Source organism: Sphingomonas sp. DBB INV C78 (assembly GCF_042693015.1).
GTDB lineage: Bacteria > Pseudomonadota > Alphaproteobacteria > Sphingomonadales > Sphingomonadaceae > Sphingomonas_E.
In genome coordinates, this window is record NZ_CP170544.1 from 5,009,457 (window position 1) to 5,027,956 (window position 18,500).

At 65.3% G+C, this 18,500-nt stretch carries 16 protein-coding genes; 11 read left to right on the forward strand and 5 right to left on the reverse strand.

From position 1 onward, the window contains the following. Positions 1-13: 13 nt before the first annotated feature. Positions 14-2,695 carry a TonB-dependent receptor gene (locus ACFB49_RS23915; RefSeq protein ID WP_380874371.1) on the reverse strand — a complete coding sequence of 894 codons (2,682 nt, stop codon included), beginning with the start codon at positions 2,693-2,695 and terminating at the stop codon, positions 14-16. 217 nt (positions 2,696-2,912) lie between these two features. Here ACFB49_RS23915 and ACFB49_RS23920 point away from each other — a divergent pair, with 217 nt between their 5' ends. The 3 genes from ACFB49_RS23920 to nagA are packed head-to-tail and all read left to right on the forward strand — an operon-like array spanning position 2,913 to position 5,823. Beyond that, a complete protein-coding gene (locus ACFB49_RS23920; protein ID WP_380874373.1) occupies positions 2,913-3,653 on the forward strand; it encodes a GntR family transcriptional regulator in 741 nt (246 codons plus the stop codon). Next, entirely contained in the window at positions 3,650-4,681 is a 1,032-nt protein-coding gene (locus ACFB49_RS23925) for an SIS domain-containing protein (protein ID WP_380874375.1), read from the forward strand. Before ACFB49_RS23920 ends, ACFB49_RS23925 begins: the two co-directional genes overlap by 4 nt. Beyond that, positions 4,681-5,823 carry an N-acetylglucosamine-6-phosphate deacetylase gene (nagA, locus tag ACFB49_RS23930; protein ID WP_380874377.1) on the forward strand — a complete coding sequence of 381 codons (1,143 nt, stop codon included), beginning with the start codon at positions 4,681-4,683 and terminating at the stop codon, positions 5,821-5,823. The genes ACFB49_RS23925 and nagA overlap by 1 nt, the downstream gene beginning before the upstream one ends. A 6-nt stretch (positions 5,824-5,829) precedes the next feature. Here nagA and ACFB49_RS23935 read toward each other — a convergent pair whose 3' ends face one another. From ACFB49_RS23935 to ACFB49_RS23950, 4 genes are all read right to left on the reverse strand, one after another. Further along, a complete protein-coding gene (locus tag ACFB49_RS23935; protein WP_380874378.1) occupies positions 5,830-6,468 on the reverse strand; it encodes a protein-L-isoaspartate(D-aspartate) O-methyltransferase in 639 nt (212 codons plus the stop codon). A gap of 48 nt (positions 6,469-6,516) precedes the next feature. Then, the gene (locus ACFB49_RS23940) at positions 6,517-8,661 is read right to left on the reverse strand and encodes a PQQ-dependent dehydrogenase, methanol/ethanol family (protein ID WP_380874380.1); all 2,145 of its coding nucleotides are present in this window, start codon (positions 8,659-8,661) and stop codon (positions 6,517-6,519) included. Between the two features lie 85 nt (positions 8,662-8,746). Next, entirely contained in the window at positions 8,747-10,309 is a 1,563-nt protein-coding gene (locus ACFB49_RS23945) for a sensor histidine kinase (protein WP_380874382.1), read from the reverse strand. A gap of 56 nt (positions 10,310-10,365) precedes the next feature. Continuing rightward, positions 10,366-10,542, reverse strand: a complete 177-nt coding sequence (locus ACFB49_RS23950) for a hypothetical protein (protein WP_380874384.1) — start codon at positions 10,540-10,542, stop codon at positions 10,366-10,368. Between the two features lie 287 nt (positions 10,543-10,829). On the opposite strand from ACFB49_RS23950, the gene ACFB49_RS23955 reads away from it, so the two are divergent. The 8 genes from ACFB49_RS23955 (at position 10,830) to erpA (ending at position 18,476) form a co-directional block, all read left to right on the forward strand. After that, a complete protein-coding gene (locus tag ACFB49_RS23955) occupies positions 10,830-11,627 on the forward strand; it encodes a response regulator (RefSeq protein ID WP_380874386.1) in 798 nt (265 codons plus the stop codon). Between the two features lie 80 nt (positions 11,628-11,707). After that, on the forward strand, positions 11,708-11,848 hold the full coding sequence (locus tag ACFB49_RS23960; RefSeq protein ID WP_380874388.1) for a hypothetical protein: 141 nt from the start codon (positions 11,708-11,710) through the stop codon (positions 11,846-11,848). A 74-nt stretch (positions 11,849-11,922) separates the two neighbouring features. Beyond that, positions 11,923-12,552: a sigma-70 family RNA polymerase sigma factor gene (locus ACFB49_RS23965; RefSeq protein WP_380874390.1), complete on the forward strand. Its 630-nt coding sequence runs from the start codon at positions 11,923-11,925 to the stop codon at positions 12,550-12,552. Between the two features lie 268 nt (positions 12,553-12,820). Continuing rightward, the gene (locus tag ACFB49_RS23970) at positions 12,821-15,505 is read left to right on the forward strand and encodes a bifunctional [glutamine synthetase] adenylyltransferase/[glutamine synthetase]-adenylyl-L-tyrosine phosphorylase (protein WP_380874392.1); all 2,685 of its coding nucleotides are present in this window, start codon (positions 12,821-12,823) and stop codon (positions 15,503-15,505) included. A 25-nt stretch (positions 15,506-15,530) separates the two neighbouring features. Further along, positions 15,531-15,992, forward strand: coding sequence for a peroxiredoxin (locus ACFB49_RS23975; RefSeq protein WP_380874393.1), 462 nt, complete (start codon positions 15,531-15,533; stop codon positions 15,990-15,992). After that, positions 15,992-16,825, forward strand: a complete 834-nt coding sequence (locus ACFB49_RS23980) for a ferritin-like domain-containing protein (RefSeq protein WP_380874395.1) — start codon at positions 15,992-15,994, stop codon at positions 16,823-16,825. Before ACFB49_RS23975 ends, ACFB49_RS23980 begins: the two co-directional genes overlap by 1 nt. A 189-nt stretch (positions 16,826-17,014) precedes the next feature. Next, entirely contained in the window at positions 17,015-18,067 is a 1,053-nt protein-coding gene (locus tag ACFB49_RS23985; RefSeq protein ID WP_380874397.1) for a M23 family metallopeptidase, read from the forward strand. Positions 18,068-18,140: 73 nt separating this feature from the next. Continuing rightward, positions 18,141-18,476 (forward strand): iron-sulfur cluster insertion protein ErpA, encoded by a 336-nt coding sequence (gene erpA / locus ACFB49_RS23990; protein ID WP_380874398.1) that lies wholly within the window; start codon positions 18,141-18,143, stop codon positions 18,474-18,476. The last annotated feature ends 24 nt before the right edge of the window (positions 18,477-18,500 follow it).

An 18,500-nucleotide genomic window follows, 5' to 3' on the forward strand; every position in this document is an offset into this window, starting at 1 on the left:
GCCCCAGGGGACGTCAGTATTTGAAACGGGCGCCGAAATAGAATTGGCGGCCATTGTCGTAGATCGAGCGGAACCGGTCCGGCGTGCCGGAATATTGCCGGATCTTCTCGTTCGTCAGGTTCACCGCGTCGAAGGTGATCGCGATATTCTCCGTCACGTTCACGCTCGCCGAGGCATCGAGCGATTCCAGCGACGCCTGGTTCAGCGGCGCAGCCCGGTCGATGTTGATGAAGAACTTCGAACGATAGGTGTAGGACAGACGGGCGTTGAACATGTCGTTCTCGAAATAGCCCGTCAGGTTGGCGGTGTGCTTGCTGTTGCCCGGGATCGGATCGCCATTGTCCGCCTTGGCATCCGAATAGGTGTAGTTCGCGATCACGCCGAACCCGTTCCAGATCGGGCGCGAAACCTGGAATTCAAAGCCCTGGTTACGACCACCCGGGCCGTTCGACGGCCGGTTGATCTGATAGGGGCAGTTGAACAGATTGGGGTTGCTGCCGCCTGCAGCCACGCAGCCCGCGGGCTCGGTGCCCGGCACGAACACGCCCGGCAGGATCTCGGTCGTGGTCGTGTTGACGACGTAGGACAGGATATCCTTGTAGAACAGGGCCGCCGCCACGATCGTCTCGGCGTCCGGATACCATTCCACCGACAGGTCATACTGGTTGGCGCGGAACGGCTTCAGGTTCGGGTCGCCGCCATTGCCGGTCAAGAGCGTGCCGTTGAGGTCGGTGCCTGGCGAGATGTCGGCGAAGTCGGGCCGCGTGATCGTGCGGCCGGCGGCGAAGCGCACGATCACCTTGTCGGTGACGTCCAGCGCCAGGTTCGCGCTGGGCAGGATGTCGGTGTAGGAACGCTTGACGCTGACCGGCGTGTAGCCGCCGAACGGGCTCTGGAACTCGGGCGCCGGCGCGCCGATGACATTGCCTTCGGATCTCTGGTCGGTGCCGATGATGCGGACGCCGATATTGCCCTTCCAGCCTTCGCCGCCGAGCTTGGCCATGGCATAGCCGCCATAGGTCTTTTCGTTGATCGAATAGACGTTGCCCGGAACGACGAACTTCTCGGTCAGGTTCGCGGCCTGCGCGCCATAGATATCGCCCAGCTTCTGGCGGCTGACCGTCCAGTAATCGGTCAGCGTGCCCGGCAGCGCGAAATTGTCCATGAAGTCGCCCGGCGTCGTGCCGCCCGACCAGAAATCGGCCGCGGTGCAGGGCGCGCCGCCGCACAGCAGGCCCGGCGTCAGCACGCCGCCATTGGTCGCCAGCCGGTTCGCCTTGCGGTCATGGTCGGTATATTTGAAGCCGACCCGGATCGCGTTCAGCGGCCCCATGTCGAGCTGGCGCTCGACATCGACATAGGCATATTTTTCCTCGTCGTCGTTGGTGACGGTCTGGATGCGGGCGAAGTCTATCAGCATCCCCGCCGGCGAGGTCGGATTGGGCGAGCTGAACTGCACCTGCGGCACCTTGCCGCTGATGTCATAGCTGAACGCACCGGGGGCCGCGGTCTCGAAGAAATTCTCGTTCTTGGTGTCGCCGTCGGCCTTGGTCCAGCCCGCCTTGAAGTGGACGTTCCAATCGTCGGTGGGGTCATAGGTCAGGTCGAAGTCGATCGAACGGGTCTTGGCGACGGCCTTGCGGTCGATCGCGTCGAACACCACGCCGCGGCCGGTCGTGCCGCCATTGGGCGATGCGATGTCGCCGCTGACGGCGATCCCGTCGCGTACCACCGCGTTGGTGATGGTGCCGCCACCGGCCAGCGCCTGTTCGCCCCAGGCGAGATAGTTCTGGTTGTAATTGTTGGCGTTGAACTGCGAATAGAGACCGGTGATGTTGATCAGGATCTCGTCCGACGGGCGGAACTGGATGCCGATATTGCCGCCGTAACGCTCGCGATCCTGCTCGAACAGTGCGGAGCCGATCAGCGTCGGCACGCCCGCCATCTGGCCGCCGCCGACGTCGAAATCGCGATAGCCGAACACTTCGATGCCGTCGCGGCGTGTCTGGCGCTTCTGGTATACGCCGCCGATCAGGATGCCGAAGGTCTCGTCGTCATTCTTCCAACTGAACAGGCCCGAAATCTGCGGATCGAGCTTGTCGGAAAGGTCCGAATAGACAGCCTGCACCGAAGCCGAGACGGTGAAGGCGTCGAGATCGAACGGGTTGCGGGTGTGGACGTTGATCGTGCCGCCAACGCCGCCTTCTTCGACATCGGCCTGCGGCGTCTTGTAGACTTCCAACTGGCCGACGATTTCCGACGGCAGCACCAGATAGTTGAAGCTGCGGGTGGAATCGACCTGATCAAGGATGAACCAGTCGGCGGTGGCGACCGAATGGCCGTTCAGCAGCGTCTTGGTCAGGTTGGGCGCGGTGCCGCGCAGCGAGACGCGCTCGCCTTCGCCGAACTCGCGGTTGACGACGATGCCGGGGATGCGCTGCAGCGCTTCGGCGACATTCTTGTCGGGGAACTTGCCGATATCCTCGGCCGAAAGCACGTCGGCGATCACATCGCCTTCGCGCTTCGCGTTGATGGAGGCGATCTGCGATCCGCGGATGCCGGTGACGACGATCTCGTCATCGGCTGCTGCTGCCGCGCTGTCCTGTGCGAATGCCGCCTGCGTGCAGGCGAAAAAGGCCAGCGCGCTGACCGACGTTCCCAAAATGCGAAGGCCGAAATTTCGATGGGTTGTCACTTGCTCTTCCCCTTCCCCGGCGCCTCGCTTTTGCGATAGTGCCAATTTGCTACCAATGACGTACCAATAACAGGACCATCTTCCAGACCAATCGGCAGGTCAAGTAGCAATCTTTCAATTTTCTGACACTGAATGAGTTTTTATGCTGGCAAATGGTATTTGATTGGTCCTATAGATCGGACATGAAAACGGGTGCAGGGCAGGGGAAGCCGCTTCAATGAGCCTCGCAGGACAGGTTGGCCCGCTCGACATGCACGGTCGGGCGCCGCTTTATCAGCGCCTTCAGGATGCGCTGCGCGGAGCGATCGACTCGCAGCTTTTGAAGCCCCAGCAGGCGCTCCCGCCCGAACGCGATCTCGCCACGGATTTCGCCGTTTCCCGCATCACCGTCCGCAAGGCGCTCGATGGCCTCGTCGCCGAAGGGCTGCTCACCCGCCGCCAGGGCGCGGGCACCTTCGTCGCCGGTCGCGTCGAAAAGCAATTCTCCAAGCTGACCTCTTTCTCGGAGGATATGGCGGCGCGCGGGCGCACTTCGCACAGCAAGTGGATCGCGCGGTCCGAAGGCGCGGTCACGCCCGATGAATCGCTCACTTTGGGCCTCAGCCCCGGCACCCGCGTCTATCGTTTCGCACGTATCCGCTACGCCGACGATTTCGCCATGGCGCTCGAATATTCGACGATCGCGGGCTATGGTCTGCCGTCGCTCGATGCGGTCGATGTCTCGCTCTACGCGGCGCTGCACGAAGCCGGCAACCGCCCCGTCCGCGCCCTCCAGCGCCTGCGCGCGGTGCTGTTCAACAAGGACCAGGCGGCGCTGCTGGGCGTTGATGTCGGCGCACCGGGCTTGTTCATCGAACGCCGCGCTTTCCTGGAGGACGGCCGCGCGATCGAAATGACCCATAGCTGGTATCGCGGCGACGCCTATGACTTCGTCGCCGAACTGAACGCATTGGCATGATGAACCCTGAAACCACGCTGATGTTCGCCGAAGCCGCAGAAGCCGGGGCGGTCGTCGCCCGCCAGCGCGCGGCCAATGCCGATCGGCTGGCCGCTTTGGTCGATCGCTTGGCGGTAGCACCGCCCCGCGCCGCGATCACCTGCGCGCGCGGCAGTTCCGATCACGCCGCAACCTTCGCTAAGTATCTCATCGAAACCCGGCTGGGACTGCTCGTCTCCTCCGCCGCACCCTCGGTCAGTTCAGTCTATGGCGCAGAGCAAAGGCTCGCCGACGTCCTCGCCATCGCCATCTCGCAATCGGGCAAGAGCCCCGATCTGCTGGCGACGATCACCGCCGCCAAGGAGGCCGGCGCTGCATCGCTTGCCATTGTAAATGTTGAAGATTCTCCGCTCGCCGCGCTCACCGATCATGTCCTGCCGCTCCATGCCGGCCCCGAACGCAGCGTCGCCGCGACCAAATCCTACATCGCGACCCTCGCCGCCATCGCCGATCTGGTCGCGGCCTGGACCAAGGATTCCAGTCTAAACCTGGCACTCAACGCCGCACCAGATCTCCTGGCCCAAGCCTGGTCGGCCGATTGGTCCCCCTTGGTCGATACCCTTGCCGATGCCCGCGGCCTCTTCGTCGTCGGCCGCGGCATCGGCCTTGGCGTCGCGCAGGAAGCGGCGCTCAAGCTCAAGGAAACCTGCGGCCTCCACGCCGAAGCGTTCAGCGCCGCCGAACTCAAGCACGGCCCGATGGCGCTCGTCGGCCCCGGCTTCCCGCTGCTGGTGCTGCGCCAGTCGGACGAGACCGGCGAGGGCGTTGACGATCTTGCGGCCGAGATGGCGGCGCGCGGGGGCCCGGTGCTGATCGCCGGCGGCGAGGCGAAAGGCGCGATCAGCCTGCCCAGCGTCGCCGCGCATCCGGTGATTGAGCCGATGCTGCAGATCCAGTCCTTCTACCGCGCCGCCAACGCGCTCTCCGTCCGCCGCGGCTTCGATCCGGACAAGCCGCCCCACCTCGCCAAGGTGACGGAGACGCTGTGATGGCGGTCGCGCTGGTCAATGGCCGCATCCTCGTCGACGGCGCCTTCGTTGAAGGCCGCGCGCTGCTGGTGGAGGGCGATCGCATCGCCGCGATCCTGGCCGATCGCGAAGTGGCGGCCGATACCGCACGCCATGATCTCGATGGCGGGATGCTGGTCCCCGGCTTCATCGATTCGCAGGTCAATGGCGGTGGCGGCGTCCTGTTCAACGATGCCCCCACGGTCGAGGCGATCGCCGCGATCGGCGCCGCGCATCGCCGCTTCGGCACTACCGGCTTCCTGCCGACGCTGATCAGCGACGATCTTGCCGTCGTCCGCGCCGGCGTCGCTGCGGTCGATGCGGCGATGGCGGCCGGCGTGCCGGGCGTGCTCGGCATCCATATCGAAGGGCCGTTCCTCAACGTCGATCGCAAGGGCATCCACGCCCCCGAAAAGATCCGCGCGCTCGATGAGGACGGCTTCGCCGCAGTCACCGGCCTCCGCCACGGCCGCACGCTCATCACACTCGCGCCCGAACAGACCCAGCCGGCGATGGTTCGCCGTCTCGCCGATGCTGGGCTGATCGTCGCCGCCGGCCACACCGACGGAAGCTATCGCGAGATCCGCGACGCGCTCGACAACGGGCTCACCGGCTTCACGCATTTGTTCAACGCGATGTCGCCGCTCGGCTCGCGCGAGCCGGGGGCGGTCGGCGCCGCGCTGGAGGATGAGGCCGCCTGGTGCGGGCTGATCGTCGACGGCCGCCATGTCGATCCGGTGACGATGCGGCTGGCGCTTCGCTGCAAGCCGGTCGATCGCTTCATGCTCGTCACCGATGCGATGCCCAGCGTCGGCATGGTCCATAAGAGCTTCATGTTGCAGGGCCATCGCATCACCGTGGTCGACGGCGTCTGCGTCAATGAAGACGGCACGCTCGCCGGCTCGGATCTCGATATGGCGCGGGCGGTGCGCAACGCGGTGAAGATGCTCGGCATCGACGTGCCGACTGCGATCGCCATGGCGTCGCTGTCGCCGGCCCGCTTCCTTGGCATGGATGCGGATCGCGGCCGGATCGCGCCTGGCCTCGCGGCCGATCTCGTCCTGATGGGCGATGATCTGCATGTGCGGGGAAGCTGGATCGCGGGCCGCTATCTGCCCGGCTGATCGACTTCAGACCTGACCGCTGATCAGCGGCACGAACGCCACGCCGCCCAGATCCTCCGCGCTGATGCTGCCGTCTTCCGTCCGACTGTAGACCGTTAACTGCTGCTGGAACCGGCCGCCCAACGGCGCCACCAGCCGCCCGCCCGGCGCCAGTTGCTCCAGCAAGGCGGGCGGCAGGGTAGGCGCGGCCGCGGAGACGATGATCGCCTGGAAGGGTGCGCGTTCCGGCAAGCCAGCCGTGCCGTCGGCATCAAGGATCATGACATTGTCACAGCCGAGATCTGCCAGCACGCGGCGCGCCCGGTCGGCCAGCTTGGGAATCCGCTCGATCGCCCAGACTTCGCCCGCGATCCGGCTCATCACCGCGGCGGCATAGCCCGATCCGGCACCGATCTCGAGCACCCGGTCGCCAGGCTGCATCGCCGCCGCCTCGATCATCAGTCCGACGATATAGGGCTGCGATATGGTCTGGTCCGCGCCGATCGGCAGCGGCCCGTCATTATAAGCGTGGGCCTGCCACCCTTCGGGGACGAAGGCTTCGCGCGGTACGGTCAGCATGGCGTGGATCACCCGCGGGTCGCTCACGCCCCGGGCGATGATCTGCTGGTCCACCATAGCTCGGCGAAGGCTGGTCGCGTCGTCCATAGGCGCCTCGTTCGCACGGGCGCAGGATGCGGCATCGCCTTCTCCGCTTCAAGGCGCGGCTTGCACCTTCTCCTCCGCGGCGAGGATGCGCGACTGCGATCCGACATAGGCGCGGATCGCGTCCATCTCCTCGGGCTTCAGCCATTGGCCGAAACGGATCATGCCGCGGTCTTCGAGCATCCCATCGACCAGGATCGCCTTCCACGTCGCCTTGTCGGCCAGCGCCGGCGAACGCCGCAGATCGGGCAGCACCCCGTTCGAGAAGGTCGATGGCCCATGGCAGAGCCCGCAATTGGCGCCGTAGAGCGCCTCACCCTGCAGCACCATCGTTTCCGGCCAGGTCTCGGCAGGCGGACGGGCCGGCAGCACAGGGCGCTGATAGGGCGGCAGCTTCGCCTTGCCGTCCAGCTTGAACACCAGCACCCGGCCATTGGGTCGCTTGTGCGGATCGGGCGCCAGCGGCGAACTGATCCCATAGGAACCGCCAAGCCCCGCCATCACCGCCACATATTGCTCGCCGCCCACCGCGAAGGAGGCCGCACCCGCGATGATCCCGGTCTGCGCGTCGAAGCTCCACAGCTTCGCCCCATTATCCGCACGATAGGCGATGAAACGGCCATCGGGCGTGCCCTGGAAGATCAAATTGCCCGCCGTCGCCAGCAGGCCGCCATAGCCGGGCCCGTCATGCTCGATGGTGAAGCGTGCCTGCTGCGTCTTTGGATCCCAGGCGATCAGCCGCCCTTTCGCCGCCGCCTTCAGCGCCTTCAGCCCCGCCTTGTCGCGGGGGCCGCCGTTGCGCATCGATACGTTGCCCAGATTCCAGCGGCCGGGCATGAACTTGAACGCCTTGTCGTCGGCATAGCCGAACGGGATCAACTGCGCTGGGATATAGACCAGCCCGGTCTTGGGGCTGTAGGCCATCGGGTGCCAGTTATGCGCGCCGAACGCGCTCGGGCTTGCCTCCCAATCGCCGCCATTCAGTTCATAGCGGGCTTCCGGCCGCTCGATCGGCCGCCAGGTCTTGGTGTCATAGCCGTCGGCCCAGTTGACCGGTACGAAATTTTTGATGGAGATCGGCCCGCCTGTCTTGCGGTCGATCACGTAGAAATAGCCGTTCTTGGGCGCGTGCAGCAGCACCTTGCGCGGGCTGCCGTCGATCTCGATGTCGGCGAGGATGATCGGCTGGGTCGCGGTGAAATCCCAGCTTTCGCCGGGCGTTTCCTGATAATGCCAGCGATAGGCGCCGGTTTCGGGATCGAGCGCGACGATCGACGACAGGAACAGATTGTCGCCGGTATCGCCCGAACGGATGCGCCGGTTCCAGGGCGATCCGTTGCCGGTGCCGATCAGTATCTGATCGAGATCCTGGTCGTAGACGATCGCGTCCCAGACGGTGCCGCCGCCGCCGCTTTCCTTCCAGGCGCCGTTCGGACCCCAGGTCGCCGCCGCCTTGCTCCTGAAGATCGCGTCGGACGCCGCCCCGTCGGGCTCTCCCTTGGGGTTCGGCGCGGTATAGAAGCGCCAGGCAAGCTTGCCCGTCTCCGCATCATAGGCGGAAACATAGCCGCGCACGCCAAGCTCGGCGCCGCCATTGCCGATCAGCACCTTGCCCTTCACCACGCGCGGCGCGCCGGTGCTCGTATAAGGATGCTTTTCGTCGACGGTCATCACCGACCAGACGGGTTTGCCGGTGGCGGCGTCGAGCGCGATCAGCCGCCCGTCGAACGCGCCGACATAGACCTTGCCATTCCACACCGCGACGCCGCGATTCACGACGTCGCAGCAGCCGTCATAGGCTTTCCGGCCGGGCACTTTCGGGTCGTAGGACCAGATCAGCCGGCCGCTTGCGGCGTCGAGCGCATAGACCTTGGACCAGGCGCTCGTCGTATACAGTACGCCGTCGACGATGACCGGCGTTGCCTCTTGCCCGCGATCGGTGTCGAGGTCGTAGGACCAGGCGAGGCCGAGCTGGCCGATATTGCCGGCATTGATCGCCGTTAGCGGACTGAAATGGTCTTCAGCATAGCCGCGTCCGTTCGACAGCCAGTTCTGCGGCTCGGCATCGGCATTGGCGAGCCTTTCGGCATTTACTGCCGCGGGCTTTCCCCTGGCTGCCCCTTCCGTCGCCGTTCCCTGCTGGCACGCTGCCAGCAAAGCCGTCGCTGCCAGAAGCGCGAACGCCATCACGCGCATGAACATCCCCTCCGCCGCGATTCATTGGTTGTTCGGTTCGCGGTCGGCGGAGGTTTAGCACCAGCAGGGCAGTTAGTTACAACCCTTAACTTTCTCGCGCCGCGTCGCTGTCGCCGACGATCGGTATCTCGATCGCCAGCCGGCCATCCTCACGCTGCAGGGGCGCTCGCAACTGTCGCGCCAGTCCCTCGATCACGCGCTCGAAACGGGCGAAGGCGGCGTGATGGCGGCATTTCTCGTCGGCAAGGCCCGGGGCAAGCAATTCGACGAGCGCGCGGTTGATCTGGGGCAGGGGCGACAGGCGGATCGTCAGCCCACCTTTTGGATCACAGTTCATCGCCATTTCGGCGACCTCGGTGATCAGAAAAGCCACCGGAACCGCCGTATCCTGCGACGCGGCGGCCGGCATGATTTCCAGTCGGACAGGCATGGACGAAGCCTCGCCCGTCGCCGTGCCGCGCAGGTTCGATGCCAGTTCGCCGATCAGCGCGCGAAGGTCCACACCGCGATTTTCCTCGAGTTCCGCGAAATGGTTGCGATGGACGACCGCCAGCGCATCGACGCGCCGCTGGATTGCGGCATAGGCTTCGCTCGCCTCCGCGCCCCGCGCACCGCGGGCGTGGAGATTGATCAGGCTGGAGACGACCTGAAGATTGTTCTTCACACGGTGATGGACCTCGCGTGTCAGCCGCGTCTGACGTGCGAGCCCCTCGGCCAGATCGGCTTCGTGGCGGGACTGCCGCGCCGTCGCATCGGCGAAGGCTTCGGCCAGACTGCGTATTTCTTGCGACGGCGTCGTCAAGGCCGGCGTCTTCAGGGGGCCGTCGGCGATGGAGTAATTGCTAACCGCCTGCTGCAATCGCCGCAGCGGGCGCAGCACCAGCCGGTCCATCACCAGCCAGCCGATCAGCCCGGCCGCGAGCCACATCAGCACTGGCAGCAGCACCATCAGCAGTTCGATCGCGCGCATCGGCGCGGCATTGGCGCGCAGCTCGAGCGCGAGCTGCCCGCCCGCAACCGGCGCCGCCACCTTTATCGTGTCGCTGATCGATTGGGTGTCGTTGTGGGATGCGAGCCGCAGGCTGGCGTCGCCCTGCCACAGCAGCAAGGTGGTGCTGGCCTGGTCGATCGGCGGCTGGGCGATCCGGGCCAGCGTGGCGCGCGGCAGTTCGGCGGCGATGAGCAGATTATTCTGCGCCACGACGATCTGCATGACCCCCGCTTCCTGCACCAGCGCCGCTTCGGCGCCGATGCCGGGGGAAGGCTGGGCGATCCTGGCGGCGGAAAAGCCGGAGGTGGCGCAGATCTGCCGTCCGTCCGGCAGGAACAGGCCGAACCGCACGCCCGGCGGCTGGGTGGCGGCCAGAATGTCGAGCGACCGGCGGCAGGCCGATGCCGATGGCGGCTCAGTTCCCATTTGCACGGCTAGTGCGGACATATCGCGCGCAATGGCGGAGGTTGTGGCGTCCAGCCGGCGGGTGCTGTCTGCCGCCATCATGCGGACGGCGGCTTCGCGGGTCAGGCGGTTGGTATTGGCGGATTCAAGCGAGGCAAGGAGGGCGATCAGGCCGAGTGGCAGCAATGCCATCGACAAGATTATCAGCATCTTGATCCCGGTCGACAACCGCGCGAAGCGGGAGCCGATCACGGCTTGTCACCTCTCGGGACCAGGTAAGTGCGCGCCATGAGAAATATATATGCCGATCAATCAAGCTTGCCGAGAAGATCGAGCATGTCCGGCGGAACCTGTTCGCGAATGGTTTCATCCCAGGCCGAACGCAAGGCCTGCCCCAAATGGGAATCGCCTCCGCGGCGCGATTTGACCCTGCGATCATCGCGGTCGGTTGCGACCGTCCTCCCCTTTTTCTCTTCTGCGGCCAAACCTGTACGTCCCCGAATCTGGATACCGAACCGGCCCCTCGCGACCGGACTTCATTGGCATCCGGCCACGCTGCCCGTCCCCCGATGGAGGGCCGTTCGGCGCTGCCGGAATAAAATGCCGACTTGGCGATGGAAACAAAAAACTCGGACGATTGTTCCAGCATTCGATGGACGTTGCATACAAATGTCAACGATCATCACCGGGGAGGGGCGATGCTTGCATCCAAGCCAAGCCGGTCGCACAACAACGCCACGGTACGGCGACACGATAGATGCAAGGGAACACCATGTCACTTGGCCAGGAACTCGCGCCCCATCTACCCTTCCTGCGCCGCTATGCGCGCGCTCTCACGGGAAGCCAGCAGCATGGCGACGCTTATGTTCGTGCAACGCTTGAAACGATTGTAGCGGCCCCCGGCGATTTCCCCCGCGACGTGGATACGCGGCTCGGCCTCTACGGTATCTTCCAGCGCATCTGGGCGTCGACGAATGACAATGAGATCGACGAGGATGTCACGGCTGACGGTGATCGCGAAGGTATTGCCCGCGCTCGCCTCTCGCGCATAACGCCGCTGTCGCGGCAGGCGCTGCTACTGACGGCGATGGAGGGCTTTACGGTCGAGGATGCCGCGTATCTGACCGGCGTCACGCCCGAAGAGGTCAACGCTTTGGTCACCGAGGCACTGGCGGAGATTGAGCGGCAGACGCGCGCCGACGTGCTGATCATCGAGGATGAGCCGATCATCGCGATGGACCTTGAAACGATCGTCCGCGATCTCGGCCACGGCGTCACCGGTGTCGCCGTCACCCGCGACGAAGCGGTTGCGCAGGCACTGGCGCAGCGGCCCGGCCTCGTTCTTGCCGATATTCAACTCGCAGACGACAGTTCGGGTATCGATGCCGTGAAGGATATCCTCGCGCAATTCGCGGTACCGGTCATCTTCATTACCGCTTTCCCGGAACGTCTGCTGACGGGCGAGCGGCCGGAGCCGACCTTCCTCATCACCAAACCGTTCCAACGGTCTACGGTAAAGGCGGCAATTGCCCAGGCGCTGTTCTTCGATGCTGCAACCGTGCCAGCCTAGTTCGTTTCGTTGGTGAAACTGATGGAACTCACGCAACTGCCTGACGTTTCTAGGTTCGAATCCAACGAAAAGAGGGTCCAATGGCAGAGGAACAGGTCCATCTCACCAAGACGGAGGCTCGCGCCGGGGTAACGCCGCACGTCGTTCGTTATGTGCTGGCTATCTCACTGCTCCTTGTTGTTCTGGCCTTCGCTTTCACCCTGGGTGTTTTCGGCGGCTGATCGATAAGCGGTCGTAACGACTATCGCCCGGTTCTGTGTTAAGGACCGGGCCCCCTCTTTGACGGGAATCGTGGATGACAGAAGACGACGGCCGGGGTGGCGAAACCGTCACCGAGTCGGTGCCCTTGTCGGATGACGAGTTCAAGGCGGAGCTCGCCAACGTTATCCCTCATCTTCGCGCGTTTGGCCGTTCGCTGTCAGGCAATCGCGATCTTGCGGACGATCTGGTTCAGGAAACGCTGATGAAGGCGTGGGCGGCGCGACAGCGTTTCCAGGCCGGCACCAATATGCGTGCTTGGACCTTCATCATCCTGCGCAACCTTTTCCTTTCCCAGATGCGCCGCGCGCGCTTCAAGGGCGAATGGGATGAACTTACCGCCGCGCGCGTGCTCGCGGCGCCTGCGAGCCAGGATCGGCATGTCGAACTCGGCGACATGCAGCGTGCATTGCTTCATCTTCCCCAGCCGCAGCGTGAGGCGCTGATCCTCGTGGGCGCGGGCGGCTTCGCTTATGAAGAGGCTGCCGAGATCTGCGGTTGCGCCGTCGGCACGATCAAAAGCCGTGTTGCCCGTGGCCGCGTTGCGCTCGAGCATCTGCTGAACGAGGGTAAGTTACCTTCCCGTCGACTGGCAGAAAGCAATGGTGGGCAGACCGCGCTCCAGACAATCATGGACGAGGTGGATCATCTCAGCCGTGATCGCTGAGCCCACCATTCTATCCTAATCTATTTCGTGGATCAGGGCCGTCCAATCTGATGGAAGGTCTGCGTTTCCCGGTTTGTAGGCTTTGCGCAACGCATCTGCCACGCCCTGATACGCCTTTGGCGCCGCGGCGAACTCAGTCGTGATCTGCCGCAATGGCCTGTTCGTGCTGGATTGTTCACTTCGCAGTTTCATAATGGTTTGAACGCGCAAGCTACCCGGGAGTTGCGCCCATCTTGATAGTGTCGCCATGCCGGCTATTCAGACTGGCATGAAAGTCACACCATCCGAAGCAATTGACCGTGCGCTTGCCCATGCGCCCTTCCTGCGCCGCGCCGCCGAACAGCGGCCCGAGATCGTCGCAAGGATCGCCGAAAGCGATGTAGCCGGCGCGCTGGTGCTGTGCCCGGTCCATGATGAAACCGGTAATATCGGCCGCGCGCTCCGGCGCGAACGGCAGGGGCTTTCGCTCGCCGTGGCGCTCGCGGATCTCGCCGGCCTGATGCCGCTGGAAGCGGTGGTGACGACGCTTTCTGACTTCGCCGACAGCGCGCTCGACCGCGCCGTTGCGGCCGCGATCGAGGAACGGACGCCGGGCGAGGAACCGCGCGGCTTCGCGGTCCTTGCCCTCGGCAAGCATGGCAGCCGTGAGCTGAATTATTCGTCCGACATCGATCCGATCCTGATCTTCGATCCCGAAACGCTGCCCCGGCGCGAACGGGACGAGCCGATCGAGGCGGCCGTCCGGATCGGCAAGCGCGTGGTCGAACTGCTCCAGGCCCGCGACGATGCCGGCTATGTCTTTCGCGTCGATCTGCGGCTGCGCCCGTCGCCGGAAGCGACGCCGATCGTGCTGCCGGTCGAAGCCGCCATCTCTTATTATGAATCGAGCGCATTGCCGTGGGAACGCGCGGCCTTCATCCGCGCGCGTGCCGCGGCGGGGGACAAGGCGCTCGGCGAAAGCTTTCTATCGGCGATCCGCCCGTTCGTCTGGCGCCGCGCGCTCGATTATGGGGCGCTGCGCGAAATCCGCGGGCTTTCCCACCGCATCCGCGATCACCATTCGCAGGGCCAGCTCTTTGCCCCCGGTTTCGACCTCAAGCGCGGTCGCGGCGGCATTCGCGAGATCGAATTCTTCGCGCAGATCCATCAGCTCATCCATGGCGGGCGGGAGCCCGCGCTGCGCGCGCCGGCGACGCTCGACGCGCTGGCCGCGCTGGCGGCTGCCGGCCGCATCGACCCGGCCGAGGCCGAGACGCTGGCGGCCGCCTATCGGCTGGAACGCACGATCGAGCACCGTTTGCAGATGGTCGAGGACCAGCAGACCCACAGCCTGCCGCGCCAGCCCGAGGCGCTCGACAATGTCGCGAAGCTGCACGGCCTCGCCGATGGCGATGCGCTGCTCGATCTGCTCCGGCCCCACGTCACCGCGGTCGGCAATATCTATGACGGTCTCGACGAAGGTCGCTCCGAAGGCGTCTCGCACGATCCGTCGCTGGTCGATGCGGCACTCGCCGCGGCGGGCTTCCCTGATGTCGCGGCCGCACGCGCGCGGATCGAAGGCTGGCGGTCTGGCGGCCCGCGTCCGTTGCGCACCCCGGCCGCGCGTGAAGCGCTGGAAGCCGTGCTGCCGGCGCTGATCACCGCGCTTGGCCAGGCGCCTGATCCCAACGGCGCGCTCAACCGCTTCGACGACATCGTCTCCCGCCTGCCGAGCGCGATCAACCTGTTCCGGCTGCTGGAAGCTCGCCCGGCGCTCGCGCGGATGGTGGCCGACGTGCTCGTCCACGCCCCCACGTTGGCCGACGCCCTCGGTCGCCGGCCGACCTTGCTTGACGGGCTGATCGACGCCAGCGCCTTCGATCCGCCGCCGGCCGTGCCTGTGCTGGCGGCTGAGCTCGGCCGTGCCGAGCAGGGTGACGATTATCAGATGCTGCTCGATCGCGCCCGCCAGCGCGTCGGCGAGAAGCGCTTTGCGCTGGGCGTCCAACTCGTCGAACGGGCGAGCGATCCCCTTGATGTCGCGTCCGGCTATGCGCGCGTGGCGGAGGCGGCACTGGTGGCACTCGCCGATGCCGCGGTGGCGGAGTTCGAGAGCGCGCATGGCCGTATCCCGGGTGACGGCCTCGTCATCCTCGCGCTCGGCCGGCTCGGCGGGGCGGCGCTCACCCATGCCTCCGATCTCGATCTCGTCTATCTGTTCGACGGCGATCATCTCGCCGAATCCGATGGGCCGAAGCCGCTCGGCGCCACCCAATATTATAACCGGCTGGCCCAGCGGGTGACGGCGGCGCTCAGCGTCGCCACCGCCTCGGGGCCGCTCTACGAGGTTGATACCCGCCTCCGCCCGTCCGGCGCGCAGGGGCTGCTTGCCGTCTCGATCGAAAGCTTTGCCAAATATCAGCGCGAGAGCGCCTGGACCTGGGAGCATATGGCGCTCACCCGTGCGCGGCCCGTTTATGGCCGCGCGCAAGCGCGCGATGCGGTGACGGCGATCATCGACGAGACGCTGCGGCGCCCGCGCGATCCCGAAACTCTGCTCGCTGACGCGATCAAGATGCGCGGCGACATGGCCAAGCATAAGCCGCCGTCCGGCCCGTTCGATGTGAAGCTGATCGAAGGCGGCCTGGTCGATTGCGAGTTCACCGTCCACGTCCAGCAGCTTCGCTTTGCCGTCGGCCTCGATCCGCGCCTGAACGTTGCCATTCCGATGCTGGCGGATGCGGGGCTGGTGTCGCCGGATTTGGCCGCGGCCCATGATCTGCTGACGCGGATGCTCGTCACTTTCCGCCTTGTCTCGCCCCAGGGGGGAGAGCCGATCCAGGTATCCCGCGCGCTGGTGGCGGAAGCCTGCGGTCAGGCCGATTGGCCGGCGTTGGTTGCGGCCTATGATGCCGCCCGCGCACGCGTGAGCGCAGAATGGGCGCGGGTTTCGGCCGGCGAGGCGATCGGCTAACGGAAGACATCCGAGGAGAAAGCAGATGCTCAACGAAGGCGATCAGGCGCCCAACGTCACGCTCCAGATGTCCGATGGCAGCATGAAGCAGTTCGCCGAACTGGTGAAGCCGCTGGTCCTCTATTTCTATCCGAAGGACGATACACCAGGCTGCACGACCGAGGCCCAGGCCTTCACCACGCTTGCCGGCGATTTCGCCAAGGCCGGTGTTGGTATCCTTGGCGTCTCGAAGGACACATCAGCCAAGCATCAGAAGTTCGCCGCCAAATATGATCTCAAGGTCGATCTGGCGACCGATGCGGACGACAGCGTCTGCGAAGCCTTCGGCACCTGGGTCGAAAAGTCGCTTTATGGCCGGCAATATATGGGCATCGAACGGGCGACCTTCCTGATCGGCAAGGACGGCCGCGTCGCGCGCATCTGGCGCAAGGTGAAGGTGAAGGGCCATGCCGAGGAGGTGTTGAAGGCCGCCCAAGCGCTGACGTGATGCAGAGCGTTGCCGAAGCCGTTCGCCGCGTCCTCGATACGGCGGACCCGCGCGCCAAGGTCAAGGCGGCGCGGGCCGCCGCGCGGGACTGGCGGCTCGGCCGGCTCACCCATGAATTTGCTGTTGCCATGCCCGATCGCCCGGCCCGCGGTGATCGGCCGGAGCTGCTGCCGCCGTCGCGTATGCGCAAGCGGGGCAGGGCGGGAAGTCTCCGCACGCGGATCGCGATGCTCCATGCGCTTGCCCATATCGAACATAGCGCGATCGATCTCGCCGCGGACATTATCGGCCGCTTCGGTGCCGATTTCCCGCGGTCTTTCGTCGATGACTGGATGGAGGTGCTGGCGGAAGAGGCAATGCATTTTGCCATCGTCGCGCGCCGCCTACGGACGCTGGGCGCTACCTATGGCGATCTGCCCGCGCATGACGGATTGTGGGAGGCGGCGGAGGAAACCGCGCATGATCCGCTCGCCCGCTTGGCAGTGGTGCCGATGGTGCTGGAGGCGCGGGGGCTGGATGTCACCCCGGCGATGATCGAACGCTTTACCGCGGTCGACGATCTCGCTTCAGCGCGCGTGCTCCAGCGCATCCTCAACGATGAAGTGGGCCATGTCGCGACGGGTGTCAGATGGTTCGAATCCTGCTGTCAAGCGCAGGGATTCGATGCGCCTGCGCAGTGGCGGAAGCTTGTCGGCACGCATTTTCGCGGCAACCTGAAGCCTCCATTCAACGACTCAGCGCGCGACTCAGCCGGCCTAACTCAGGAATTCTACCTAAGGCTTGCCGAACCCGATTCACCTTTCCAGAACACGCTACGCACCTTCGCGGACTGAGCACCCGTCGAAGTCAGCGCCAGTAAATAACTCCTCGGGTCGTGTTCCAGGAGTTCAAACCCACCAGGTCGCCGGGGGATTTGAATGTCAGTTGTCGTGCACCCGCTCAACGCGGGGCTATTTGGAAGGTTCCGGGGCGCGCTGCGCCCCCGCGATCTCTTCCTTCATGATGGGTCGAGCCTCCGTCGGGTGCGTTTGTGCACCCGTCGTCAGCTTTCGATTCTCTCGGCGGCCGTCATCCTGCTCGCCTGGGCCGCCATCGCCACCGTCCAGGCCTTCACCGCCACCGTTGCCACGCCAGCTGCCGATGTCGCGCAGATGGAGCGCAAGGTAGCGAAGATGCAGGCCGAATATGCGGCGATGAAGCGCGATGCGCTCGCCCAGGCCGCCCGCATCGAACAGCGCCAGGCTTTCCTGTCCGCGCTGGTGGAAGGCAAGGCCGACGCCAAGACGCTCGCTGCCATGGTCCCCGGCGATCTGCCGGAAACCGCGGTGACGCCGCTGACAGCGCCTTATGCGCGCGTCGCGATGCAGCAGGATGCCCTGGCCGATAAGGCGCTGGCCGCCACCGAAGATCGCTATCGCAACACCACTGCTGCGCTCCGCCGTCTCGGCGTCGATGCGCGCCGCTTCCACGGCAGCCGCGGTCTGGCGATGGGCGGCCCTTATGAGCCGGTTACCAAGGCCAATCTCTCCGACGACGCCGACCCGCAATATCGCGCGCTCTTCCTCTCCTGGAAGAAGATGGACCAGATCCAGCGCGAAGTGATCTCGGTTCCGTCTGCCCGCCCGCTCGCGGACAAGCATATTTCCTTCACCAGCGGCTATGGCGTCCGTTCCGATCCGTTCCGCGGCGGTGCAGCGATGCACGCCGGCATCGATCTCGCCGGCCCGATCGGCACGCCGATCTATGCCACCGCCGACGGCCTGGTCGGGCGCGCCCAATGGGCCAGCGGTTACGGCAATCTGGTCGAGTTGAACCATGGCAAGGGCATCCAGACCCGCTACGGCCATCTCTCGCAGATCCTCGTGAAGGCCGGCCAGCGCGTGAAGCGCGGCGACCTGATCGCCAAAATGGGTTCCACCGGCCGTTCGACCGGCAGCCACCTCCATTATGAGGTCCGCCTCGATGGCCGCGCAGTGAACCCGATCCCGTTCCTGCAGTCGTCCGATTATCTGCTCGCCATGCAGAACCGCGGCGGCGACCGCCAGGTCGCGCTCGGCGGCCCCGACGCAAACTGAAATCCCAAAAGGGAGAGGAGGAGGGCCGCCGGCACCAGTTGCCGGCGGCTCTTTTCATTCCTATCTGGTGGATATGAGCGAAATGCCCTCCGTCGACATCACGCCCGCCGCCGCCGCCCGCGTCACCGCGATCGCCGCGCGCCAGGGCAAGCCCGCGATCCTGCGCCTTGCCGTCGATGGCGGCGGCTGCGCGGGGTTCCAGTATCGCTTCGGCCTCGCCGATGCGGCCGATGCGGATGACGCGATCACGGAACGCGACGGCGCCACGCTCATCGTCGATCCGATGAGCCTCGACCTCTTGGCCGGCAGTGCCGTCGATTATGTCGAGTCGCTGGGTGGTGCAGCCTTCCGCGTCACCAATCCCAATGCGGCCTCGGGCTGCGGCTGCGGGTCCAGTTTCTCGGTCTGATCCGTTTCCTTCCTGAGTTCCTGC

Coding starts and splice junctions, on each gene's coding strand:
- ACFB49_RS23920 (WP_380874373.1), top strand. CDS start 2,913: ATGAGCCTCGCAGGACAGGTTGGCCCGCTCGACATGCACGGTCGGGCG.
- ACFB49_RS23925 (WP_380874375.1), top strand. CDS start 3,650: ATGATGAACCCTGAAACCACGCTGATGTTCGCCGAAGCCGCAGAAGCC.
- nagA (WP_380874377.1), top strand. CDS start 4,681: ATGGCGGTCGCGCTGGTCAATGGCCGCATCCTCGTCGACGGCGCCTTC.
- ACFB49_RS23935 (WP_380874378.1), bottom strand. CDS start 6,468: ATGGACGACGCGACCAGCCTTCGCCGAGCTATGGTGGACCAGCAGATC.
- ACFB49_RS23940 (WP_380874380.1), bottom strand. CDS start 8,661: ATGCGCGTGATGGCGTTCGCGCTTCTGGCAGCGACGGCTTTGCTGGCA.
- ACFB49_RS23955 (WP_380874386.1), top strand. CDS start 10,830: ATGTCACTTGGCCAGGAACTCGCGCCCCATCTACCCTTCCTGCGCCGC.
- ACFB49_RS23960 (WP_380874388.1), top strand. CDS start 11,708: ATGGCAGAGGAACAGGTCCATCTCACCAAGACGGAGGCTCGCGCCGGG.
- ACFB49_RS23965 (WP_380874390.1), top strand. CDS start 11,923: ATGACAGAAGACGACGGCCGGGGTGGCGAAACCGTCACCGAGTCGGTG.
- ACFB49_RS23970 (WP_380874392.1), top strand. CDS start 12,821: ATGAAAGTCACACCATCCGAAGCAATTGACCGTGCGCTTGCCCATGCG.
- ACFB49_RS23975 (WP_380874393.1), top strand. CDS start 15,531: ATGCTCAACGAAGGCGATCAGGCGCCCAACGTCACGCTCCAGATGTCC.
- ACFB49_RS23980 (WP_380874395.1), top strand. CDS start 15,992: ATGCAGAGCGTTGCCGAAGCCGTTCGCCGCGTCCTCGATACGGCGGAC.
- erpA (WP_380874398.1), top strand. CDS start 18,141: ATGAGCGAAATGCCCTCCGTCGACATCACGCCCGCCGCCGCCGCCCGC.